Origin of the sequence: Pseudomonas sp. CCI3.1 (assembly GCF_034313985.1) — a bacterium.
In the GTDB taxonomy this organism is placed as follows: domain Bacteria; phylum Pseudomonadota; class Gammaproteobacteria; order Pseudomonadales; family Pseudomonadaceae; genus Aquipseudomonas; species Aquipseudomonas psychrophila.
In genome coordinates, this window is the sequence record NZ_JAVIWO010000001.1 from 338,155 (window position 1) to 361,529 (window position 23,375).

Sequence of the window (23,375 nt, forward strand, 5' to 3'; positions counted from 1 at the left end):
CAGCGCGGCGTATCAGGTACAACGCGCTGAGGCCATCGCCAGCAAGCCCTTCCCGAAGGGAGGGGCAATCAAGCAGCTTTACGCTGGCATTACCCACGGCTGCAAGGCGTAGCCTTCACTGCTGATCTCGGCGCGGGCTTGAGCCAACAGACTTTCGAGCTGGGCAGCGTCTGCGCAAGCGCTGCGCGGGATTTGTTTGCGGCCGATGCGGGTGTTGGTTCGGTCAATTACAGTCAGGCTCAACTCGCCATGACCGTCTTGTGCAGCCCAGGCAACGCATTGAAAAGGTTCAAAGGCGTGGCCGGCAATCAAAAGTGCTTCGTTGAAACGGAGCGGGGCGTTCATAGGGTTTTCTCTCAAGTATGCCCATCAAGTGATTAACCGTCGGCTGGGCTTACCGTTCGGTTGGTTACTTGTACTGATGACTTCAGACCGGCATCAGGTCACACACTTTTCCTACTTTTTTAAAAGTTTTTTTACCCAACTGATCCAAATCAATTTTTTGCGCCTGCAAACCGCCTTTTAATTATTCAATTGAGTGCACACAGCTTAATTGGCTATTAGGGATATAAAGAAAAGATCCTGAAAGCTCCCACAGCCTTGCTAACGTTACGCTTGGGTCGAACAAAGGACTGTTTTTATTGATTTTTTATTTTTTTGGCGCCAAGGAACAGTCATGCTCACGATGTCATCTCCCCGACGTCTGTTGGTCGTTGATCCCTGTGAAGATTGCCATGAAATACTCCCCGGTTTGCGAACCATAGGCTGGGCGGTGGACAGTTGCACGCTGGCTAGTGTCGTTGATCGTTCTTGCGATGTTGGCCTCTTCAGACTTCAGCCTTCCCACCTTGAGCGCCCCGAAGCCGTTAAAGACATGATCAGCCGTAGCGGCACCGAGTGGATTGCGGTGCTGACACCAGACGTCCTGAAAATGAAGAATGTGGGCGATTTTGTCTGTGAATGGTTTTTTGACTTCCACACATTGCCCTTCGATGTCTCGCGGGTTCAGGTCACGCTTGGCCGAGCCTTTGGCATGGCCTGCTTACGTGGCCAGACTGCACCGCTGATTCTGCCCCAGGAAGATGAGCTACTGGGTGAAAGCCGATCCATGCGGGATTTGCGAAAAATCCTGAGCAAATTTGCGCCCACCCAGTCCCCCATATTGATTCGGGGTGAAAGCGGTACCGGCAAGGAGCTGGTCGCGCGCACCTTGCATCGTCAATCTCAGCGCAATGGCAAACCTTTTGTCGCGATCAATTGCGGTTCCATTCCGGACCATCTGATCCAGTCCGAACTGTTCGGTCATGAGAAGGGCGCGTTCACGGGCGCTCATCAGCGTAAGATCGGGCGGATCGAAGCGGCCAATGGCGGCACGCTTTTCCTGGATGAAATCGGCGATCTGCCACTGGAGCTGCAAGCCAATCTGTTGCGTTTTTTGCAGGAAAAACACATTGAAAGGGTCGGTGGCAGTCAGCCAATCCCGGTTGATGTGAGGGTACTGGCAGCCACCCATGTCGATCTTGAAGCCGCAATCGTGAAGGGGCGTTTCCGCGAGGACTTGTACTACCGGCTCAATGTATTGCAAGTGATCACCGCGCCACTGCGTGAGCGTCATGGTGATCTGGCCATGCTGGCGAGTCACTTTGCCCGTTACTACAGCCTGGAAACGGGGCGTCGGCCGCGTACTTTCAGTGATGATGCATTGATTGCCATGGGCAATCACGGTTGGCCCGGCAATGTGCGCGAGCTTGCCAACCGTGTACGCCGCGGGCTGGTTTTGGCTGAAGGGCGTCAGATCGAGGCCCATGACCTGGGTTTGGACTCAAGTCCGCTGTTTGTAGGGGAAATGAGCACGCTTGAAGAGTACAAGGACCGCGCCGAACGCCAGGCCCTGTGTGAGGTGTTACACAGGCACAGTGATAACCTGAGTGTGGCAGCCAAGGTCTTGGGGGTTTCGCGGCCAACGTTTTATCGGTTGTTGCACAAGCATCAGATCCGCTAGACCACAAAAAAGCCCGCAGCGGTCAAACGCTGCGGGCTTTTTTACGCACTATCAGCCAAGGGTCTAAAAGTAGTAAGGGAATTTCAGGCTGAAGGTGAAGTCCGGTGCATCGTCAGTCAAACCAATGGACAGGTTGGGCACGATAGTCAGGTTGTCGGTGGCTGCAACCGTCATGCCGACGTTGAAGTAACCCGCGTTGGCATCACTGGTAGTGACTGTTTGCCAGTCCTCGCCATCCTGCTTGAGCTTGCTCTTTTTCTGAATCAGGTCAGACACCGAGAACGACATGCTCATCTTTTCGTTGAGTGCGAAGGCCACACCCGCACCAATCTGGAAGCTATCACCGAGTTTGACTTTGCCTGGTTGTTTGAGGTTTTGCGTTGAACTGATGTCGTCAAACGACTCTTCAAGGTTGTGGGTGTACGAAAGAGTACCGAACAGTACGGCCGGGTCGAAGGTTTTGACCAGCGAGATGGCAGGGCTGATCGACCACACGCCATTACCGGTGGGCAGGTCTTCGGGAGTGAATACGTTGGTGTTGTCAACCGACTGAACCAGCTTGATCCCGAACGGGTCCTTGCCGGTGGGTGCCTTGACTCGCACGCTGAACACCGCGTCCGGAGTGTTTGCCGATTCATCGAGAAACTTGTAAGCCACGCCAAAGTTGACGTCGCCAATGGTCGGGTCGCGGGTGACCGTTTCTTCTGAAGTTGCTTGCGCAGAGCCGCCGTTGGCACCACCCGACTGGTAAGTCGACTCACGGTAAACCACGGGTACGTTAACGTCGAACTGCCAGCGGTTATCCAGGTTGTAGCGACCGGTGAGATCAAGTGTCCAGTTGTCGGCCTTGATCCGGTCCAGGTTCAGGTTGCCCAGAAAGATCGAGTCCAGGGCCAGGAACCCGTTGAGGATAAGCTGGCGTGTGTCATAGCGCGAATAGGTCACGCCCGTTTCGAAACTGAACTTGCCACCGCCGAAGAACCCGCTGGCCTCGTCATACAGGTTGACCACGCTCTGCGCGGGTGCGGAGTCATCCTTGAGGGCCGATCCGTAAGAACTGCCCCCCGCGGCGACGGCTCCGGTACTGGCTGCTGCAACGTTTTGGTTGCCCTTCATGTCGGCTGGTGATTTGGCCAGGCGCCGTGGGGCAGGCGTTGCGGGTTGATCTTCAACTTGACGAACACGCTGCTCGAGTACAGCCAAAGCTTTTTGCTGCTGATCGTAACGTTGGCGTAGCTCCATGAGTTCTTGTTTTAGTAGCTCTACGTCCGAACCAGGTGCTGCATACAGCAGGGCTGATGGGAAAATAGTGCTCATGCATACAACTGCGCGAAAGGTAAACGATCGGTGCATGAAATAAGCCGTCCAGATAAGCCAAGTCGTAGGACAGAGCCTAGTTCAATATCCCATGTTGCGAAGACCTTTTAGCTGACTGAGATTGCAGTCGAGCGCGCCGGGACTTGGCATGTTATTGCGCAACACCACATTAAGTTGCGTCATGTTATTAACCATGTTGCCGCCCCCTAACACTGTTGTGCTCTGCAACACGCCCCCTTGAGCTATTTGTTGCAATGACTGGCCTTGATTATTGGAGGCCTGAATCGCTAGTTGGATGCCTCCATTAACGGCTGAAACGGTCAAATTACCTGCACTGCCAGCCTGGGTAACCGGACTGTTGGCGGCCAACAACACGCCTTGCTGGTTAACCACAGGTGCCTGATTGGCCTCTGTCACATTGATATCGACATTGTTGTAAGCGCTGTTGTAGTCACCTGCAGCACGCACGCTCTGGGTGACGCCCTGGCCCGTGGACAAGCCCACGCCGCCGGTCACCGACCCGGTGCCGGGTGAGCCGGTGGGGCCATTTCCGGCAGAACTGTAGGTCGATACATAAAACTTGGGCTCAATGGTGTTTTGCACATACATGGACGTGCTGGCACCTACGACGCCGCCGTTACTGCTGGTCCAGGTACTGTTCATCACAATGCCGAAACTGATGATCCGTCCGGGCATGACATAACGTCCACGCAACTCGGCCATTTCATTGTCTTTCAATTCGACCGGTTTAAAGGTCGATGCGGCCTGAACGGGCACACTGGCCGCAAGGCAGGCTGCAATCAGCCAGATTGGAGTGTTCATGTGCTGCTCCAGGAGCACGCAGCTCCGTAGTCATGCTTGGCGCACCTAAAAAAAGTCACTTTGAATAAAACCAAAATCCATGAGCTCTGCATCTTTGACCGGACTAAAACTGTCCAGCTGGTTTTTAGCTGTCAGGGGAGCCGGGGGGGACAGTAGCGCGTTGGTTTTGTCGTAGCCGGGGCCGATGACAGCAAACACGATGCCATTCCAGCCTTTTATAAAATCTTCATGGGAATAACGCTTATGGCCAAGTACAGGGTCGCCAATGTAAACCCAGTCTTTTTGGGTACGCTGCAGGACGACAAAATGCTTGTAGCCACGGATGTCCAGGAGGACGACAACAGGGATGTTGACACTTTCCAGGCTTTGCGCAGGAATCCGGTAACCCCGGGCGCGCATGCCGATACTTTCGACGTAGCGCTTCATGTCGAGCATTGAAAACCCTTGGACGCGGACCAGCTCCTGATCTGCGTTTTGCAGCATCCCTTTAATGATCTCGTCTTCGTTGACATCCAGCCAGTAGGCTTGACGCAATACGGTGGCCAATGCCGCCGCGCCACAACTGAAGTCGGTTTTTTGTTCGACGATGTCCGCAAAGCGCCGCTCGCGAATGCTCTGTACCTGCTTGAAAACCAGATTGCCGCCTGGCATGGCGGCGATCGGCATCTGTGCGGCTTGGGAGATCCCGCTCATCCCGGTCAAACCGAACATGAGGGCGAGGGCGACAATACGCATGATTGATACGCCTTGGATTAAGAGAAAGGGTCCCGTAAACGAGACCCTCCTTTAACGTCGCTATTACATGCAGACTTTGCAACCTGCAGCGATGGACAGCGAGTTGCTTTGTTGGTTACCCACACCTGCTGCGATGTTGGCACCACCATTACCCGAGATGCCATTGAACGAGTGGTCCATGGTGGCATTGTTAACTACAGGCGTATGGTTGTTGTTCCAGCTTGGCCCTTGCGACCAGGTATTCACGTTGCTCAGATAAGACGCACCGGCCTCGTTGATAACCGACAGGTTATTGGAGGTTTGGCTGGCGGTAGCGCCTGCCGAAGCGATGCGGCCATTGGATACGGCGATGGCCAGGTTGTTTTTCTGTTGGTTGAAATCGCCCGCAGCGACGTTTATACCCACGTTGCCTGAGCTGCCATTGCCCGAGCTTTTGAGCAGGGCGTTGTTTTGTGTGCCGTAGTTGTGATCGTTGTTATGACTGTTGGTTTGGGTTGCGCTGGTCAGTGACGCAGCGGTGCCAAAGACGAATGACTCGTCGGAGGTTGCAATCGCAACGGCGTTGTCTTGCTGGTTGCCCGAGCCGGCTGCGGCGTTGACGCCCATGTTACCTTCAGCACCTTTGACCGAATCTTTGACGGTTGCGGTGTTTTTGATCGCTTTGTTGGTCACTTTGTTGTGATTACTGTTTTGCACATCAATCACAACCGCTGCTGCAGCCGCATAAGGGTCCAGTGTGTAGGACGGTGGATTCGATGGAGGTGGTGGGTTGTTGCCAGGGCCATTGGCACTTGCTGCCACAGACAGGAGTGCAGCCATGGCGAAAGCCAGAGGTTTCAGAGCGCTTGAAGGTTTCATGGTGATTCTCCGTGCTTCATTAGTGTGTTAAGTGTTGGCACTTTCTAATTGCACTGCGTTGTTATCGGGTCAGTCAGCAACCCGTATATTCAGGGTGTTAGCCATGCGGTTCCCCACCCCTGCACTCTGGTTCAACTGCACCACCCCTCGGCTGCCGGTGAAGGCCTGATCGCTGGTAACGATCTGGCGACTGCCGTTGGCGGGGGATGCGGTTCCCGAGTTTGGTACCAGCGCCACGTTTTGTTGTGACAGGGCGCTGTCGTCCATGCCTTGCGGTTGGGCACTGATGCTTACTCGCACGGCATTGACCATCTGGTTGTTGGCGCCGGCGGACTGGTTGATACCGATCACACCGCTGCCATTACTGAAAGAGTTGCCGCCAATGGCTGCCCTGGCATCGAGCGATGGGTCGGCTGGCGTATTGAGTTTTTGAGTCACTGAAGTTGAGGCTTTGGCCTCGGTGCCGATGGCAATTGCGCGAATGTTGACTTGCTGCTGCTGGTCGCCCGCCGCCTGATTGATCGTCACGTTGCCGTGGTAATTGGCGCCCGAATTATTGATCTCGGCGTTGTTGTCAGAAGCCGCCAGCACACTTGAGCTGGCTAGTAGCGCGGCGATCAGCACAGGCAGGCTATAGGCAGTCATGTTATTTCCCCTGGCTCAGTGCAGACAGCGGACGCATACCCTGGTTGATGCTGTTGCCTATGGTGTTGGAAAGGGTGCCGCCGCTACCGCCGCCATGACCGCTGCTCATGCCTGGCAGGCCGTTGCTGTTATTGAGCCCTGGCAGGCTGTTGCCAGTTGGCATCAGGTTATGCCTGATCGATGTACCGGTACTGACACCGGCAAAATCGCCATCATTGAGTTCACGGGTGCCGCCCATCACTTGTGCCAAAGGACTGGCATTGGCGGTAAGAGGGTCGGGATCGGGGTGCATGGCGGGGGTACCCACCGGCTGGGGTTGCACAGTACGCACAAGTACTATCTCGCCATTACCGGCGGCCTGTACTGCGCTGCACACACCCATCAAGGCGGTCAGGCTGCATGCCATCAGCAGGTAACGGTTACCGCGGTATAAGTGCCCCATGACTGTGCTCCCTTTTCGACGCTGGCCCTAGTCAGCGTGATAAGGAAAGAGCATGAGCTGTGCCGCTTTTGATTTAATGTTGTAAAACAACAGCTGGCAGCGTGACGGCTATTAGGGTTAAGCCGAAGTGTAACGTGCGTGAGATAACAATGAACCGGTCAGCGCCTTTATCTGTTGGGCAGGCGCTATTTTTAGAGGCCGACAGGGCCTGTTTCATGAGCGTTACACTATTCGTGTTTATGGCGCAGGCTAGTGTTTTAGCGGTGTTGCGGGGGTGTGCATGTAACAGCAGTGGACATATTAAAAGTGCTGAAACCATTAAGTTGCCAGTTAATGATGTGCACTTTAAATGGGCCTATTACTTACTGACTAATACTTATTGAATAAGTTTCATGGCGGTTGATTAATTGTTCTACCGCTGCGCAGGCATGCTGTTGTCGAGCCTGCCAATCACCCGTGATAATTTCCAAGGGTTGGTCATGATCTGCCAGCCACTGATGGCTGGCCTTAAAGAACGTCTGGCGTTCTGCAAGCGAAGGTTGGCAACGCTGGCCGTCCGCAGTCCACTCCACGTCGTCAGGGGAGAGCAGCAAATGCAGGTCGTAATGACGCTTTAGCAACTCGGTTTCGAGCCAGTCTGGACAATCGCCAAACAGCGTCTCGCTCCACAGGATATTGCTCAACAAATGAGTATCCAGAATCAACAGTTCGGGTTGTTTGGCGCGTGCCTGGTCTTCCCATTCGAGTTGGCCGCGAGCGATCTCTGGGATATCGGCCAGGCAAGTATCGCGAGGGTTTTGCTCGATAAAGTAGCGGACGTATTCACCCACCTGAATGCCGCCAAACCGCTGTTGCAGCAGCGCCGCCAGCCAACTTTTGCCACTTGATTCCGGCCCGGCCAGTACCACCACCTTCATGTGCGTAGCGCCGGGTCGCGGCGCCAGTCACGCCAGCCTTGAATGGCAATCACGGTAAACAGCGCATAAAGCCCGGCCGTGAGGTACAGATCCTGCCAGGCGAAAAAGCCGATGTAGAGCACATCGATCACACACCACAGGGCCCAGCACTGAAGGCGTTTTTGTGCCATCCACAGCTGTGCGACCAGACTGAACGCGGTCAGCGTGGCGCCAGACCATGGGAATCCGGAGTCGGTCCAATGAGCCATTGCTGCACCCAACGCAGCACTGCCAATGGCGCCCATGGCGAGGCCGAAGAGCACCTGCAAAGCAGTGAGCCGCGAGACCACCCGGCCTTCGTGTTGCGTGCCTGCGCGGGTCCACTGCCACCAGCCATAGACTTGTAGCAGTGCAAAAAACACCTGCAGGAGCATGCCTGAATACAGTTTGATCTCGAAAAAAATCCAGCTGTACAGCAGCACCATTACCAGGCCAATGGGCCAGCACCAGGGGTTTTGTTTGACTGTTAACCAGACGGCGATGACGCCGAGCGCGGCGGCAAACAGTTCAAGCCCTGACATTGGGATTCCTTGGATGAGAGTGAAGGGCGGGGATTGTACCTGCAGCGGGGATGGTTGTGGGTTTAATGGACTTCAGTGTGAGGCTGCGTCCGGCTGCGCAGCAGTCGTAAAGTCTGCTTCCATGGTTAAACAGACATATTGCGTATTCCGGTTTTGCGACCGCTGCGTCGCAGTGGCGCACCAACTCGAACGCAGGTTCGTTCCACTCCTCAGCGTTTACTGTCGTGAAAACCAGCGTTTTCGTTCCCATTCAGCCGGAAATGTAGAGATATGGACAAATATCATAACAAGGGATAACCAACCCATTACGGCATTATCGACATGCCCCATAAAAGGTAACGTGCTGTCTCGCACAAAAAATTGTGAATGGTCGCACACAGTACGTTGTAGCTCCCAACCCCCCAGAACTTAAAAGCGGAATAACGACGACCTGACCACGCGTAGTACGCCCAAAAGGAAGGCCTGTATAAAAGCACCGTTATAAGTATAAAGAGGGATAAAAAATAAAGTTACTCATTAAGGCTGTCACATGCGCCATACACAGTGCTTGCAGTTATAACGTCCGAAAATCTATCGAAGAAGAACCCTCTCCGCGTAGCGACCTTATACCCTCTCACATAGTCCGTTTTCACATACCTGAACAAACGCCAGGCATCGGGCTTTAATACCATTCTGCCAATGCCGTAGGCTGACGAACTCAAGTCAACCACCCCATAAGCAACACGTCACATACTCGTTGTTAGCCATAGATGCATCTCCCTCTTGTCGGCCTGGCAGTCTATTGTGTAGAAGACCGATAGGCCGTAGGAGGCATCTGAGAGGTGCGTAAGATGTGTCTAGTAAAGATTTGCGCGCTGGTCGAGATCCCAAACAGGCTCGTACTCAGCGCGACGAGATTTTGCGATTTGTCCTGACAGCGGTCACACAATAACGATCAACGCAAATGCAGCAGCACGTAATCATTCTTGTCGAAGCGCCCGCTCAGTGCCGGTGCAATGCTGCCCGGCTCGCTGCCCTGCAAGGCCTCATAGTCCTTTCTGTCCATCACGATCCAGGCCGGTGCGCGCAGTGCTGTCAGCTCTGCAGGAGACTGGGTGAAAAGCGGAAGCAGATCCCGGTCCACGTTGACCATGAATTTGATCGCCTTGGCGTCTTTGCCCATGCCGTGAAGCACCACGGGTGCCGGGGCCTGATCGATCAATTGCAGGGCTTTGAGGGTAAAGGTGCGCGTGTCATACAGAGTGCGCTCTGCCGGTTCAAAGACGGTGATATAGCTGCTCCACAGTGCCAGCACGGCACACGCCGCCAACCCTTGAGTACGCCACCGGGCTTTGAACAACAGGCCCAGTGCCAGAACCTGGAGAGCCGCCAGGATGACGAAGGTCGCGGTCAAGGGCGGCAACTGCTCGCCAAAACGCTTGCCTGCAACGATCAGGCCGATGATCAGCAAGCCCGGCAGGAGCAAGAACAGCCCTTGAATAAAGCAACGTAAAACGCCAAACACCCGACCGCTCATGACTTGAAACGGATAAGCCGCAATGATCGCGGCCATAGGCAACATGGGCAGCAGGTATCGAGCTTTCTTGGCTTGAGGAATCGACAGGCCGATCATGACCACCAACGCAGCAGCGACGCAGTATTTGACCAGTTGCAGCGACGGTCCCGACTGTTTACGCCCGGCAATCAGGATTGCCACCAGCACCACCACGGCCAGCGGGTAAGCCAGGGCGTAGTTGCCCACGGAGCTTGTGAAGTAATACAGCACGCTGCTTGCGCCTTCGGTGCCGTCCATGCGCCCGGTGACTTGCATGCGGATCACTTCGTGGACAAACGCCTCGCCACCACTGAGCCAGGCCAGCATCAGCAAGGTGCCAATGCACACCACCAGCAATCCCAGCGCTTGCCCCCCGACGCTGATCAGCCGACGCCATTGGCCGTTCAGCAGGTAGTAGCTGCACAGGATACCGGTAGGAATCACCAGGCCGATCGGGCCGCGAATGGCAAAGCCCAGCACCAGCAAGGCGAGAAGCCACACATGTCGTCGTGGCGCACCGAAGTGATCGTGACAGTAAGCCAGGTAAAAGGCGCTGAGGCTGACGGCTGCCAGCATTTGATCCAGCGAAACGGCCCGGGTTTCGGTCACGAAGGTCATGCTCAGCAACAACAAGGCCACGCTGACCAGTGCCCATTGCGTGGATTGGGGCGCAACCAGGCGATACATCAACGTCACAATCGTTGCGCTGGCAATGGCCGTAGGCAGCCATGCGGTGAGGCTGTTCACTTTGCCCAAGGGCAGCGACAGCAGCCAGGTGAAAAGGGTCGTGGTGGCGCTGTAGTCAGCGTAAGGCTGGCCATAGGTTGTCGGAAAAAAGCCGGGGCCGTTGCGCAGCATTTCGTTGGCAAACATGACAAAGCGCGAATCAAATCCGATCGCCGCCTCTTGATGATTGCCCAGAATAAACAGCAGTAATGCGAACGCGCCCAGAATCAGGGAGTGCCTGCGTTGAGTCAGCAGGTCTGTGCGGGTGAAATCGGCCGGCATGTCGAGTCTCCTTGACTCCTCGGAGCACGCAAAAAAAACGCCGCCATTGTTACCAATGGCGGCGTGATCACATCATCAAATGGCTGATGAACCGTGGGAAACCGGCAAGTTGCACGATTCACCCCGTCCCATCGGGAAGTACTGCAAGCCGGTCTTGGCCAGACGCTCGCCGTCATACAGGTTGCGGCCGTCAAAAATCACCGGGGTGTTCAGGCGCTGCTTGATCAGGTCAAAGTCAGGCGCCTTGAATTGCTGCCACTCGGTGCAGACGATCAACGCGTCCGCGCCGCTGAGGGTCGATTCCGGCGTGCCCATCAGGCTCAGGCGCTCTTCATTGGCGTACAGACGCTGGGTTTCCTGCATGGCTTCGGGATCGAAGGCCCGTACATGGGCACCGGCCGCCCACAAGGCTTCCATCAATACACGGCTCGGCGCGTCGCGCATGTCGTCGGTATTGGGTTTGAACGCCAGGCCCCACAGGGCAAAGGTCTTGCCTTTGAGGTCGCCCTTGAAGAACGCATTGATGCGATCGAACAGCTTGTGCTTCTGGCGTTCGTTGATGGCTTCAACCGCTTGCAACAGATCGCTTGAGCAATTGACCTGCTGGGCACTGTGGATCAGCGCGCGCATGTCCTTGGGAAAGCACGAACCGCCGTAGCCGCAGCCCGGGTAGATAAAGTGATAGCCGATACGGGTATCCGCACCGATGCCTAGGCGCACGGCTTCGATGTCGGCGCCCAGGTGCTCGGCCAGTTCTGCAATCTGGTTGATGAAGCTGATCTTGGTCGCAAGCATGCAGTTGGCGGCGTACTTGGTCAGTTCGGCGCTGCGCAGGTCCATGAAAATGATGCGGTCATGGTTGCGGTTGAACGGCGCATAAAGGTCACGCATGACCTCGCGAACTTCTTCACGGGCGCAGCCAATGATGATGCGGTCCGGACGGCGGCAATCGGTGACTGCTGAACCTTCTTTGAGGAATTCAGGGTTGGACACCACGTCAAATTGCAACGAGCGACCGGACAGGCTCAGGGCCTTGTTGATATGCGCGGTCAGTGCGTCACCGGTGCCCACGGGGACGGTAGACTTTTCGACCAGTATCAGCGGTTCTTCACGGTGGCGGGCAACGGCATCTCCTACCGAAAACACCTGGCCCAGATCAGCCGAGCCATCTTCGCTTGGGGGAGTGCCCACTGCGATAAACAGCACCTGACCGTGCTCTACGGCGAGCTTTTCATCGCTGGTAAAGCGCAGGCGTTTGCTTTCAATGTTTTCACGCACCAGGCTGGAAAGCCCGGGTTCGAAAATGCTGACGTGGCCCTGCTGCAACAGTTCGACCTTTTTCTGATCAATGTCCATGCAGATCACATCGTGGCCGACTTCAGCCAGGACCGTCGCCTGCACCAGGCCTACATAGCCACTACCAAATACACTGATTTTCATGCGCAGTTCCTGGTACGTCGAGAGTTGATCGTAAGCACCCCCAGGATGACGAGCGTCACACCAAGGGTTTTTGACAAAGTGAATCGTTCATCGAAAATCGGCAGGCTCGCTGCCAGCAGGTAGACCAGCGCGTAACTGACGCTCAACAGCGAATAGGCGCGGCCCAGTGGCAGGTCCCGCAAGGCCAGTAGCCAGAAAAGCATCGACAGCGCGTACGCGGCGATCGCGGCACTCACCACGGCCAAAGCCGACAGTGATACATCGCCGTGACTGATTGCGTTCAGCCATTGAGCCGGCTCCGGCAGGCGGGTCATGCTCCAGCGCATGCCCAATTGGGCACCGCTGACCAGCAACACGCTGCCTGAAGCAAAAGCTAATCCTCGGCGCAGGCTCATGCTTGTTGCCCCAGCAAAATCACACCGGCAATCACCAGCCCCACTCCCATCCAATGACGCCGGTCGATGGACTCTTTAAACAGATAGCGGGCCACCAGGGTGATCAGCACAAAGTTGAGGCTGAGCATCGGGTAAGCAATCCCTACCTCAAGCCGTTGCAGCACCAGCAACCACACCAGCAAACCCAGGCCAAGGCACAGCAAGGCCAGCCACAGCCAGGGTGAGCGCAGCTTGTGCGCCACCCCGGTGTCTGCTCCTCGCCAGCCTTCGACCGCGTACTTCTGGGCGATCTGGCCGGCGCAGGTCAGCAAGCAGGCCAACAGGAGTAATGCCAAGGTCATGGAGTGATCTGCGGGAAAATCAGAATCACCATGTTGCCTTCGTCATAGCGCTTGGCATCTTTAGGCAAGTGGTCCATTTCATCGCTTTCATCGCTGTCCTTGACCCGCATGACCACGCCTACCGGGCCATGACGACGGGCGTCGGTCATCCACTGGCCAATATCGGCCAGGCTGATGGTTTTGCCTTTGGCATCGTCATAGGTCAGCCCGTATTTGACTTCACCCTGAGTGTTGTAAAGCGTTACGTCAGGGCGGCGAAGACGCCAGGACAAGGCCGATGCCGCGCCCAGGTCGTTGCTGAGCAATGTCTTGGCCTGGGACAGTTCGTCCATGTGCTCAAGGATGAATTGATCAGGCATTTTGTTGTGAATCACGCTGGTCGGCATGGCCGCAGGCAGCGCAAGTACCAGAACACCCATTGCCACGGCAGGGGCTGCCCACATTTTTAGCGGTCTGGACAACGTGAGCAGGCCGGTCACGATCCAGGTCAACAGAACCATAACCAACAGCGCCATGTGTTGCGGCTCGTTGTCATAGAACGGCTTTTTGATCTGGAAATAGATCAGGGCCAGCAATGCCACGCCGCCGATCAGCAGATTGAGCAGACCGTTCAAGCGCAAGGAGCCGGTCTTGGCCTGCTCGACACGCTGCATCATCGCGTGGCCCAGCAGCAGGGCCAGTGGCAACATGCACGGCATGATGTAAGTGGGCAGCTTGCCTTTGCTCAAACTGAACAGGGCCAGTGGCAGCAACAGCCACATCAGCAGGAAAACCACGCTGGCATGAGGCTTGTTCTGCCAGGCATCTTTGAAGGTTGCCGGCAGCAACGCGACCCACGGCAAGCTGGCGACTACCATCAGCGGCAGGTAGAACCACCATGGACGACCGTGCTGGGCGTCTTCACCGGCAAAGCGGCGGATGTGCTCATGCCAGAAGAAAAAATTCCAGTAATCGGGTTCCTGGGCGTGAACCGCGAGAATCCACGGCAGTGACACCAAGGCTGCGACCAGCATGGCCACCAGACCGTATTTGACCAGTTCCAGGAAACGCTTTTGCCAGACCATGTAGGGCAGGGCGATCAGCACCGGCAGCAGCAGGGCCAAAAAGCCTTTGGTCATGAAGCCCATGCCACAGGCAAAGCCCAGCACGGCCCAACTGATCAGGCGATCACGGGTGGTGCGGCTGTCGACAGCGAACCACAAGGCAACCAGGCTCAGGTTGACCCAGAGGGTGAACTGCGGATCAAGGTTTGAATAACCTGCCTGGCCAGCGATCAGGCCAAACGTCATGTACACCAGGGCGCAGGCAAAACTCTTGCGCGGGTCATTCCACAGGCGGCGAGCCACGGCATAGGCAAGGAACACGCTCAGGCCGGTGGCGATGGCCGAGGCAATGCGCACGCCAAACAGGTTTTCACCAAAAATGGCCTGGCCAATGGCAATCATCCAGTAGCCGGCAATCGGCTTCTCGAAGTAGCGCAAATCCATGAAGTGCGGCGTGATCCAATTACCGTCGACCAGGATTTGCTGGCCGATTTGTGCGTAGCGCGTTTCATCAGGAATCCACAGGCCGTGGGTGCCCAATGGCAACAGGTAAAACGCAATAAAGGCTAAAACCAGCAGTGGTATCGTCCAGCGTTGAGTCATGGCTTCTGTACTCCCAACCAGCCTTCACGGCCTTCGAGTACGCCCCGGCTCAGCTGCCCGGCAGGCAGGCTGTCAATATCCTCGGGAAGCAAGTCCCGCAAGGGATGGAAATGAATATCACGGGCACGGGCCTGCGCCAGCAATTGACGGAAGTCGTTAGCCATAAGAATCCCTTCTACTTCAGCATGGATGGTGTACGCATTCAGCTTTTGTGGGCTGAAGCGATCAAGAATGAATGAATTGAAGTCGGCCGCATTCAGATGCGGGCCGACTACTTCATCGAAAGTGGGTAGATCCACAGGGATTTGCGGCGCACCCAGTCTGCCGTCAGCCAATCTGGGCCTGAACAGACTGTGCCCGCGGCAATCACTGTTGTAGCGAAAGCCAAAGGTTTCCTTGGCCTGGACTACGCGCTCATCGGCACGCCAGCCTGCTGCGGCAGAACACTCGACAGCTTGTCCGGTGATGTCGCTCAGGGTCTCGACACCACGGCGGATTTGCTCGATCAGTTGTGTTTCGCTCCAACGCGCAGTGTTGGCTTGCCAGCCATGGTGATCCCAGGCATGCAAGCCAACTTCATGGCCAGCGGCCAGGGTCTGGCGCATCAAGTGCCCCAGATCCTTACCGATAGGTTTGCCCGGCCAGGCGGTGCCGGCCAGCAAAATATCCCAGCCATACAGGCTGGCCGCTTTGGAGCGCATCATTTTCCAGAAAAACTGGGGCTTGATAAGCCGCCATAAATGGCGGCCCATGTTGTCGGGCCCCACGCTGAAAAAAAACGTGGCCTTGATCTGGGCTTCATCGAGCAGTTCGAGTAGCTGTGGAACCCCCTCACGGGTTCCACGGTACGTGTCGACATCGATACGCAGTCCTGCTTGCATCAGCGTTTTTCCGCGATTTCTACCATGGCTTCACGCAGGAAGAAGTCCAGGGTCTTGCCAATGGTTTCGCTCAGCTCGGTGGTCGGCGTCCAGTCGATAAGGTGACGGGCGTTTTCAACACTTGGCTTGCGATGGCTGACGTCCTGGTAACCAGTGCCGTAGAACGACTGGCTTTCAACGTCTCGGAAGCCTGCGAACGGAGGGAAGTTGTCACGCAGTGGGTGCGCTTCGAACTGACGCAACAGTTCTTCGCCCAGCTGACGAATGCTGGCTTCGTTGTCCGGGTTGCCGATGTTGATGATCTGGCCGTCGCACTTGCCGCCCTTGTTGTCGATGATGCGGGCCAGGGCCTCGATACCGTCGGCAACGTCAGTGAAGCAGCGTTTTTGTTCACCGCCGTCGACCAGGCGGATCGGGGTGCCTTCCACCAGGTGCAGGATCAGTTGAGTGATCGCTCGCGAGCTGCCAACACGTGCCGAGTCCAGACGGTCAAGACGCGGGCCCATCCAGTTGAACGGACGGAACAGGGTGAATTTCAGGCCTTTGGTGCCGTAGGCCCAGATGACGCGGTCCAGCAGCTGCTTGGAGACGGAGTAGATCCAGCGCTGTTTGTTGATGGGGCCTACAACCAGGTTGGAGGTGTCTTCGTCGAAGTTCTTGTCCTGGCACATGCCATACACTTCAGACGTGGACGGGAAGATCACGCGCTTGTTGTATTTGACGCAGTAGCGCACCAGCTTGAGGTTTTCCTCGAAGTCCAGTTCGAACACGCGCAACGGGTTGCGGGTGTATTCGATCGGCGTGGCGATGGCCACAAGCGGCAGGACCACGTCGCATTTCTTGATGTGGTATTCGATCCACTCGGTGTGGATGCTGATATCACCTTCCACAAAGTGGAAGTTGGGATGGCTGCGCAGGCGGTCGATGGCGTCGGAGCCAATGTCCAGGCCATACACTTCATAACGGTCGTCTTGCAGCAGGCGCTCGGACAAATGGTTACCGATAAAGCCGTTAACCCCCAGAATCAGGACGCGGGTGCGACGTGCAGGGCGACCGGATTCGCTGCCACGCAAGCGTGAACCTTCAACCAGACCCAGTTCGCGAGCCAGTTGCGGGCCGCTCAGGTACAAGCCGTTGTCATTGCGCTGACCGGCAGTGATGACCAGCGAGTCCTGGCCGCAGGCAATGCGCAGCGGCTCGCAGCTGATCACCTGGCCCGGTGCATGGCCCTGATTACCGGCAACCACTTCGGCGCCCCAGACAATCAGTTTGTGCTCGCCCACGGCGCAGAAGGCACCCGGGTAAGGCTGAGTCACGGCACGCACCAGGTTGAACAGCTCTTCAGCCGGGCGATTCCACTGCAACAGGCCGTCAGCCGGGGTGCGACGACCAAAATAGGTGGCCTTGGATTCGTCTTGCGGGGTTTCGGTGAGCTTGCCCTGAGGTAACAGCGGCAACGCATCGGCCAGCAGTTGGGCGGCGGTTTCACGCAGCTTGGCGTGCAGGCTCAGTGCGGTATCCGAACGCTCGATGCTGATGCGTTGCTGGGCCAGGATGTCGCCCGCATCGGCACGCTTGACCATGCGGTGCAGGGTGACGCCGGTTTCGGTTTCGCCGTTGACCAGAACCCAGTTGGCCGGTGCGCGACCACGGTAGCGCGGCAGCAGCGAGCCATGCAGGTTGAAAGCACCTTTGCTGACGCTGGCCAGCAGCTCTTCACCCAGCAGGTTGCGATAGTAGAACGAGAAAATGTAATCGGCGTTCAGCTTGCGGATGCGCTCAATCCACAACGGGTGGTTGGCGTCTTCGGGTGCATGTACCGGAATACCTTTACGGGCGCACAGTTGGGCGACCGAACCGTAAAAGTTATTTTCCTTAGGGTCGTCAGCATGGGTAAACACAGCAGCAATTTCGTAACCTGCATTGAGCAAGGCTTCAATGCCTGTGCAGCCAATATCGTGATAGGCGAAAACAACGGCTTTCAAACTCATGATTGGACCTGTGTCGAAGTAGTAGAAGTCGGGTTGCTAGTTGGAACGGAAGTAGTTGCAGGTTCGGCGCGAACGATTTTTTCAATGAAAAACCGTGGCCGTGCCCGCACATCGCTGTACATGCGGCCCAAGTATTCACCCAGTAGCCCCATGCCGATAAATTGCCCGCCGGTGAAAACAAACAGCACCGCAAACAGCACGAAAGTACCGTGGCCAGCCCAGGATGCGCCGAAGATCAGGCGCAGCATGACCAGCGCGATTGCAAACAGCACACCCAGTACCGCCATGCTGAAACCGATGATGCTCAACAGGCGTAAAGGTGTTGTGGTCATGCAGGTGATCAGGTCAAACATCAGGTTGATCAGGCGCATCGGGCTGTACTTGGAGTCGCCGTGTTCGCGCTCGGCGTGCTCGACCACTACTTCCGTGGTATGGCGGGCAAAGCTGTTTGCCAGAATGGGAATGAAGGTGCTGCGCTCGCGGCAAGCGAGCATGGCGTCGACGATGCTGCGTCGGTAAGCGCGCAGCATGCAACCGTAATCGCTCATGGCAACCCCGGTGGAGCGCTGCACGGCCAGGTTGATCACACGCGAAGGCCAGCGACGCCAGGCGGAGTCCTGACGGTTGTTACGCACGGTGCCGACCACGTCGTAACCCAATGCAGCTTGTGCGACCAGGCGCGGGATTTCTTCGGGCGGGTTTTGCAGATCGGCGTCGAGGGTAATCACCACGTCGCCTTTGGAATGCTCAAAGCCGGCCATGATGGCGGCATGCTGCCCATAGTTGCGGTTGAGGATAACAGCGACTACCGGGCTGCCTTCGCGCTCGGCGGCGTCTTGCAGGATTTGCGCCGAATTATCCCGACTGCCGTCATCGACCAGCACGATTTCGTAAGCCTGGGTCAACTGTGCGCAGGCCGCTTCAGTGCGGCGCAACAGTTCAGGCAGGCTCTGTTCTTCGTTGTAGACCGGGATGACGATCGACACACACTGGATTGGGTAGGGTTTCAAAATATTCGTTCCAGTCAGTTTCAATGGTACAAGACGACATGTCTTGGTCGGCCTCACTCAGGCGCACTTCAAGAAACCTGCGCCCACCACGAGTAAAGCTCAATACTGGCAAAGGTAAAGTTGTTGAACTGCGTTATCTGCATGATTTTTCTTACAAACTAGCTGATCTTTTGTCTGCTAGGAAGTACATACGGTAAACGCAGAATTGTGAAAAACCTATGAAAGTTAGATCAACAGGGGATGTTTCTAATTGGTAGACAGGTGCTATTCAGGAACGGTTTTACAGGGTCTTCACGTTATCTTTGAAGGTTTTGGGGGCTTATTGCTTGTTAGTGGTTTATATCAAGAGCTGTATGACATTTAGTAACAGTGCCCTACCGTAATGGCATTTTGTGCACTGTTGATGGCAAAAATGCCACAGCACCAACCTGCGGGTGTGTGACATAGGTCACACCGGTTGGCGCTGAATAATGGCCTTTTAGTTCAATCCCAGCTTGCCGCGCAGGGTCGACAAGTCTTCTGCCAGCGTATTAACCGGCCCAATCAGTGCCTTGCGATCGTTGTCTTTGACCTTGTCGTAGGTTTCAAAACCACCGTCGGCGGTTTTGTATCTGGCCAGAATGGAGTTCACCGTGGCGAAGTTTTTGTCGACTTTGGCGGCAAAGGCTTTGTCGTTCTGTTCTATCTGCGCGCGGAACAAGTCGAATATCTTCTTCGCGCCGTCTACGTTGCCCTGAAAGTCATAAAGGTCGGTGTGGCTGTAACGATCTTCTTCGCCGGAAATCTTTGTGGCAGCCACTTCTTCCATCAGCGCTGCTGCGCCGCCGACAACTTTTTCGGGCGGGAAGGTCAGGCTTTCGACACGGTTTTGCAGGTCTTTTACGTCTTTGTTCAGGCCGTCGGCCAATTGATCCAGGCCCTGTGTGCTGTTTTCGGAGAACAGGCTGTATTCGATGCGGTGGAATCCCGTGAAATCAGGGGCCTTCACACCTTTTTCGTGGTCGTCGACCCGGGAGTCGATCGACGCGTCAAGGTCGCTGAACAGCTCGGCAATGGGCTCGATGGACTCGTAGTACACCCGGGTGGGGGCATAGAGTTTTTTGGCCGTTGCCAGGTCACCTTTCTTGACTGCGTCTGTGAACTTTTGCGTGTTGCTGGCCAACTCGTCCAGTTGCTCGGTGACGTAGATCTTGTAGTCCGAAACAGGCTGCACCAAATCCAGTGGCGCGGTTGCAGCCAGTACCGAGAGCGGGGTGTGGAGCAAGCCTATGGCCAGGAACAGTGCGAGCGGCGTCTTCTTCATGGGACTTTATCCGGTTGATTGAGGTTCAGGTGCGGGTAAGGGGTGTGGCTGCATCTAGCAGCGAGCGACCAATGAAATCCTGATCGTCGCGCACCCCCGGCAAGGTAAAGAAATAACCGCCGCCTACTGGCTTGAGGTACTCCTCCAGCGGCTCACCGTTGAGGCGGGTTTGCACGGCGATGAAGCCCTGTTCCAGATCCCGTTGGTAGCAGATAAACAGCAGCCCCATGTCCAGCTGGCCGTTCTTGTTGACGCCATTGGAATAGTTGAAGGGGCGGCGCAAGATCAGGCTGTTGCGCGTTTGCGCGGTGCGCGGGTTGGCCAGGCGAATATGGGCGTCCATCTTGGTGATTTTGCCGTGTGGATCCTTGTTGTAGTCAGGTACATCGCTTTCCCGGATTCCGTCCATGGGCGCACCGCTGGCCTTGCTGCGACCAAAGATGCTTTCTTGCTCTTGCAGCGGCGTTCGATCCCAACGCTCAACGAAGTTGCGGATGATACGAACCGCCTGATAGCTGCCATTGACCGCCCACTGTGGTTCGTCGCTGCCGGGCTGGACCCAGACAATCTGGTTCATGGCCGTATTGTTGTTGGAGTCGGGGTTGGCGGAGCCATCGCGAAAGCCCAAAAAGTTACGGGCGCTTTGAGCGGGTACGCCGGGCTTGGCGGGAGCTTGTGGCGGAACAGTGCCTTCCTGTTTCCAGCGTACCAGGAGCAGGTCCGGCAGGTTTTTCACGATGTCTCGCAGGGCGTGAATATTGGTATCGGCGGTATTGGCGCAAAACTGCAGGCTCAAGTCGCCGTGGCACTGCGCGGGCTCCAATGCATCGTTGGGAAAGCCTTGCATGCGGCTCAAACGCTTGGGTTTGACCTGGCTCAGGCCGAATCGCTGATCGAACAGTGACTCGCCGACTGACACCGTGACGGTCAAGTTGTCCGGGGTTACAACGGGGCCAAGAATGCCGGAATCTACAGGTGGCAGCTTGGGGTCAACCAGGGGCACGGTCCCGCCCTTCATCAGGAAGGCAATGCGCTCGTTCAAGGTGTGGAACAGGCGCTCCAGATCTTGTCGATCAGTGGCGAGCACATCGAACGAGACCAGCATGCCCGCGGCCGGGCGCGGAGTGACGATGCCATTTTGATGCTGACCATGGAAGTCGTGATGGTCCAGCGTCTTGTCGCTGCTCGGTGCCTGCGTGACTTGGGCATCTGCCGGGCTGCCCGCAGCCATGGCCGGGCAGCTCAGGGCGCCACCGGCCAATGCAGCGCCTGCGACCCCCATGCCCATCAGGATACGGCGGCGTTGCAGGTTGAAAGGGGTAGGGGTGTGTTCTGAATCACTCATGTGCGTCTCGTCTGCAATTACAGGCCGCTTAGGCCGAGGGCGGGATCGATTCCATCGAGTTCATCGGCCAGAACCTTGGCCTTGTTGCTGATGTGTTGGCGTTGTTCGGCACTGACCCTGTCGTAGGTGCGGTAACCCTGCGATGTTTTGAGGCCGTTGAGTTCGGCTTCAAGCGAGGCGCTGGCACTGTCTATGTTGCGTTGCAGGTCGGGATTTTTTTTGGTCAGCAATGGGCGCAGCAGGTCAACCACCTTGCGCGTAGCTTCAAGGTTGGCGGCAAAACCATTGAGGTCGATATGGCTGTAGCGTTCTTCCTCGCCGCTGTTGGCACGGGTGTCAGCCAAATTGTGGAGGGTGCGGGCAACAATGCTGACCAACTGTTCCGGCGGCAGCGACTGGCCCAATAACTGTTGTTTGAGCTGCACGGTATCGGCTTGCAATCGTTGGGCGATCGGTGCCAGGCCTTCAGTGCTGCGCTGATCAAACAAGCCGTACTCCAGGCGATGGAATCCGGAGAAGCCAGGGTCTGACTCGCGTTTTTCGAAATAGTCGGCGCGGGCGTTGATGGCGTTGTCCAGCTCGGCCAACCGCTGCGCAGCCGGGGCCAGGCGTTGGTAGGCGACGCGGGCAGGTGTGTACAAGGCTTGCGCCTGCTCAAGGTCACCGGCTCCAATGGCTTGGGACAGTGCATCGACCGCCTTGATCAGCACGCTGCTCTGGCGGCTCACGTAAACCCGGAACTCCGACAGGGGGCCAATAAACGCCACCATTGACGGTCGCGCATTGGCGCTGGCCTCGGACGCTGCGGTGGGTGTCACATGCAGCGTGCCGCGGGGATTGCTGAGCAGGCCGCAGGTGATGGCGTAATCCCCTGGCGCCAATGTTGCGTTGATCACCTGACTCAGGCCCGGAGCAATATTTTCACGCTCTTCAACGACCAGCACACCGTCGAGGATCTCCCATTCGACCGCCCGTTCTGACGCGTTGACGATGCGAAAACTATTGAGCCCGGCCGGTACGGTGAGTGCATTGGGTTCACAGCTATGGGGGTGAATGGTGACCGTGACTTGGTCGTTGTGAGTTTTACGCTTGGCCGCAGCCAGTTGCGAGGCGTAGTAGAACAACCCGCCGGCAGCGATCATCACGATCACCGAGCCGGCCACCGCCCAGCGCAGCGCGCGTGGGGGTGTACCGCTTGCAGGGGTAGGCATGCTTGACCTTATGGGTGTGTTACAGAAGAGGTATGGACTGTTTTTGCAGGTGCTGGCGGGCGCAAGAACATCCCCAGCGTGACTGCCAGGTAAATCACATAGGCCCCCAGGACGCTCACTGTCGGGGCCTCCTGATAGCCAAACATGCCCGCTAGCACTGAGCCAAGTGGGCCGTCCATTGGCAACTGAGTGCTGATATCAAACACCACGTCTTGCAGGTGATTCCACAGACCGGCTTCATGCAGGGCCTGCACCGAGTTGGCCAGGATGCCCGCGGCCACCACCAGAATAAAAAGCCCTGTCCAGCGGAAGAACAGACCCAGGTTCAGGCGCATGCTGCCGCTGTAAATTGCAAAGCCAATGCAGATGGCCAGGGCCAGGCCGAGCAGGGCGCCCAGCGGTGCAGCAGGGCCTTCGCTTTGCTGGAATACGGCGAGCAGAAAAAAAACGGTTTCGAGCCCTTCGCGGGCGACAGCAAAGAACACCATGGCGATCAGGGCAGTGACTTGATGCTTTGAGCCTGCCAGTGCCTGGTCTAAGGACGTGTGCAGGGAGTGTTTGATTGAGCGCGCCACCTTGCGCATCCAGAACACCATCGAACTGAGAATGCCGACGGCAATCAGGCCAACGATGCCTTCGAACAACTCCTGTTGTTTTTGCGGGAACTCGGCACTCATCAGCTCAAGCCCACCGCCCACCAACAGCGCCAGGGCGGCAGCCAGAAAGACCCCGATCCACACGGCGGGCATCCACTCACCGCGGCCTGTTTGCTTCAGGTAACTGGCAATGATGCCGACGATAAGTGCGGCCTCGATACCTTCGCGCAGCATGATCAGAAATGGAACCAGCATGGAGAAAGCCCGTGTCACTAATTAGTTAGGGGGCTAACTTGTAACATATTGATACGTATTGCCAAACAAGAATCGATTGCATTTGCTGAACATTGGCTGAACGAAAGGCTGCACCAGGTCA

At 56.5% G+C, this 23,375-nt stretch carries 23 protein-coding genes; 1 reads left to right on the forward strand and 22 read right to left on the reverse strand.

The genetic code is table 11. The features are described from left to right. Positions 1-78 precede the first annotated feature (78 nt). Entirely contained in the window at positions 79-345 is a 267-nt protein-coding gene (locus RGV06_RS01330; RefSeq protein ID WP_016780868.1) for a hypothetical protein, read from the reverse strand. 331 nt (positions 346-676) lie between these two features. On the opposite strand from RGV06_RS01330, the gene RGV06_RS01335 reads away from it, so the two are divergent. After that, positions 677-2,002 carry a sigma-54 dependent transcriptional regulator gene (locus tag RGV06_RS01335; RefSeq protein WP_019827169.1) on the forward strand — a complete coding sequence of 442 codons (1,326 nt, stop codon included), beginning with the start codon at positions 677-679 and terminating at the stop codon, positions 2,000-2,002. Between the two features lie 63 nt (positions 2,003-2,065). Here RGV06_RS01335 and RGV06_RS01340 read toward each other — a convergent pair whose 3' ends face one another. The 21 genes from RGV06_RS01340 to efeU all read right to left on the reverse strand — a co-directional run bounded on the left by RGV06_RS01340 (position 2,066) and on the right by efeU (position 23,254). Next, positions 2,066-3,355, reverse strand: a complete 1,290-nt coding sequence (locus RGV06_RS01340) for a transporter (RefSeq protein ID WP_019827168.1) — start codon at positions 3,353-3,355, stop codon at positions 2,066-2,068. Positions 3,356-3,400: 45 nt separating this feature from the next. Then, the gene (locus RGV06_RS01345; protein WP_048351913.1) at positions 3,401-4,141 is read right to left on the reverse strand and encodes a hypothetical protein; all 741 of its coding nucleotides are present in this window, start codon (positions 4,139-4,141) and stop codon (positions 3,401-3,403) included. A 45-nt stretch (positions 4,142-4,186) separates the two neighbouring features. Beyond that, entirely contained in the window at positions 4,187-4,876 is a 690-nt protein-coding gene (locus RGV06_RS01350; RefSeq protein ID WP_322149151.1) for a C39 family peptidase, read from the reverse strand. A 63-nt stretch (positions 4,877-4,939) separates the two neighbouring features. Continuing rightward, on the reverse strand, positions 4,940-5,734 hold the full coding sequence (locus RGV06_RS01355; protein ID WP_019827165.1) for a hypothetical protein: 795 nt from the start codon (positions 5,732-5,734) through the stop codon (positions 4,940-4,942). 69 nt (positions 5,735-5,803) lie between these two features. Then, entirely contained in the window at positions 5,804-6,379 is a 576-nt protein-coding gene (locus RGV06_RS01360) for a hypothetical protein (RefSeq protein ID WP_019827164.1), read from the reverse strand. Between the two features lies 1 nt (position 6,380). Further along, a complete protein-coding gene (locus tag RGV06_RS01365; protein WP_019827163.1) occupies positions 6,381-6,821 on the reverse strand; it encodes a hypothetical protein in 441 nt (146 codons plus the stop codon). A gap of 362 nt (positions 6,822-7,183) precedes the next feature. Then, complete coding sequence (locus tag RGV06_RS01370) at positions 7,184-7,738, reverse strand: AAA family ATPase (protein ID WP_019827162.1); 555 nt, start codon at positions 7,736-7,738, stop codon at positions 7,184-7,186. Continuing rightward, a complete protein-coding gene (gene pnuC, locus RGV06_RS01375; protein WP_322149152.1) occupies positions 7,735-8,298 on the reverse strand; it encodes a nicotinamide riboside transporter PnuC in 564 nt (187 codons plus the stop codon). The genes RGV06_RS01370 and pnuC overlap by 4 nt, the downstream gene beginning before the upstream one ends. A 509-nt stretch (positions 8,299-8,807) precedes the next feature. Next, a complete protein-coding gene (locus RGV06_RS01380; RefSeq protein ID WP_401013900.1) occupies positions 8,808-8,969 on the reverse strand; it encodes a DUF4225 domain-containing protein in 162 nt (53 codons plus the stop codon). A 263-nt stretch (positions 8,970-9,232) separates the two neighbouring features. Further along, a complete protein-coding gene (locus tag RGV06_RS01385; protein WP_322149154.1) occupies positions 9,233-10,840 on the reverse strand; it encodes an ArnT family glycosyltransferase in 1,608 nt (535 codons plus the stop codon). Positions 10,841-10,915: 75 nt separating this feature from the next. Continuing rightward, positions 10,916-12,280, reverse strand: coding sequence for a UDP-glucose dehydrogenase family protein (locus RGV06_RS01390; protein WP_019827159.1), 1,365 nt, complete (start codon positions 12,278-12,280; stop codon positions 10,916-10,918). After that, a complete protein-coding gene (gene arnF / locus RGV06_RS01395; protein ID WP_019827157.1) occupies positions 12,277-12,675 on the reverse strand; it encodes a 4-amino-4-deoxy-L-arabinose-phosphoundecaprenol flippase subunit ArnF in 399 nt (132 codons plus the stop codon). Before arnF ends, RGV06_RS01390 begins: the two co-directional genes overlap by 4 nt. After that, complete coding sequence (gene arnE, locus RGV06_RS01400) at positions 12,672-13,016, reverse strand: 4-amino-4-deoxy-L-arabinose-phosphoundecaprenol flippase subunit ArnE (RefSeq protein ID WP_019827156.1); 345 nt, start codon at positions 13,014-13,016, stop codon at positions 12,672-12,674. Before arnE ends, arnF begins: the two co-directional genes overlap by 4 nt. Further along, the gene (gene arnT, locus RGV06_RS01405) at positions 13,013-14,662 is read right to left on the reverse strand and encodes a lipid IV(A) 4-amino-4-deoxy-L-arabinosyltransferase (protein WP_322149155.1); all 1,650 of its coding nucleotides are present in this window, start codon (positions 14,660-14,662) and stop codon (positions 13,013-13,015) included. Before arnT ends, arnE begins: the two co-directional genes overlap by 4 nt. After that, positions 14,659-15,543, reverse strand: a complete 885-nt coding sequence (arnD, locus tag RGV06_RS01410) for a 4-deoxy-4-formamido-L-arabinose-phosphoundecaprenol deformylase (protein WP_048351917.1) — start codon at positions 15,541-15,543, stop codon at positions 14,659-14,661. Before arnD ends, arnT begins: the two co-directional genes overlap by 4 nt. Then, on the reverse strand, positions 15,543-17,534 hold the full coding sequence (gene arnA / locus RGV06_RS01415) for a bifunctional UDP-4-amino-4-deoxy-L-arabinose formyltransferase/UDP-glucuronic acid oxidase ArnA (protein ID WP_322149156.1): 1,992 nt from the start codon (positions 17,532-17,534) through the stop codon (positions 15,543-15,545). The genes arnD and arnA overlap by 1 nt, the downstream gene beginning before the upstream one ends. After that, on the reverse strand, positions 17,531-18,544 hold the full coding sequence (gene arnC / locus RGV06_RS01420; RefSeq protein WP_019827152.1) for an undecaprenyl-phosphate 4-deoxy-4-formamido-L-arabinose transferase: 1,014 nt from the start codon (positions 18,542-18,544) through the stop codon (positions 17,531-17,533). The genes arnA and arnC overlap by 4 nt, the downstream gene beginning before the upstream one ends. 478 nt (positions 18,545-19,022) lie before the next feature. Continuing rightward, the gene (gene efeO / locus RGV06_RS01425) at positions 19,023-19,847 is read right to left on the reverse strand and encodes an iron uptake system protein EfeO (RefSeq protein ID WP_322149159.1); all 825 of its coding nucleotides are present in this window, start codon (positions 19,845-19,847) and stop codon (positions 19,023-19,025) included. Positions 19,848-19,872: 25 nt separating this feature from the next. Then, positions 19,873-21,192 (reverse strand): iron uptake transporter deferrochelatase/peroxidase subunit, encoded by a 1,320-nt coding sequence (gene efeB, locus RGV06_RS01430; RefSeq protein WP_046810777.1) that lies wholly within the window; start codon positions 21,190-21,192, stop codon positions 19,873-19,875. 17 nt (positions 21,193-21,209) lie between these two features. Further along, the gene (gene efeO, locus RGV06_RS01435) at positions 21,210-22,403 is read right to left on the reverse strand and encodes an iron uptake system protein EfeO (protein ID WP_322149160.1); all 1,194 of its coding nucleotides are present in this window, start codon (positions 22,401-22,403) and stop codon (positions 21,210-21,212) included. An 8-nt stretch (positions 22,404-22,411) separates the two neighbouring features. Beyond that, positions 22,412-23,254 carry an iron uptake transporter permease EfeU gene (gene efeU / locus RGV06_RS01440; RefSeq protein WP_046810775.1) on the reverse strand — a complete coding sequence of 281 codons (843 nt, stop codon included), beginning with the start codon at positions 23,252-23,254 and terminating at the stop codon, positions 22,412-22,414. Positions 23,255-23,375: the final 121 nt, after the last annotated feature.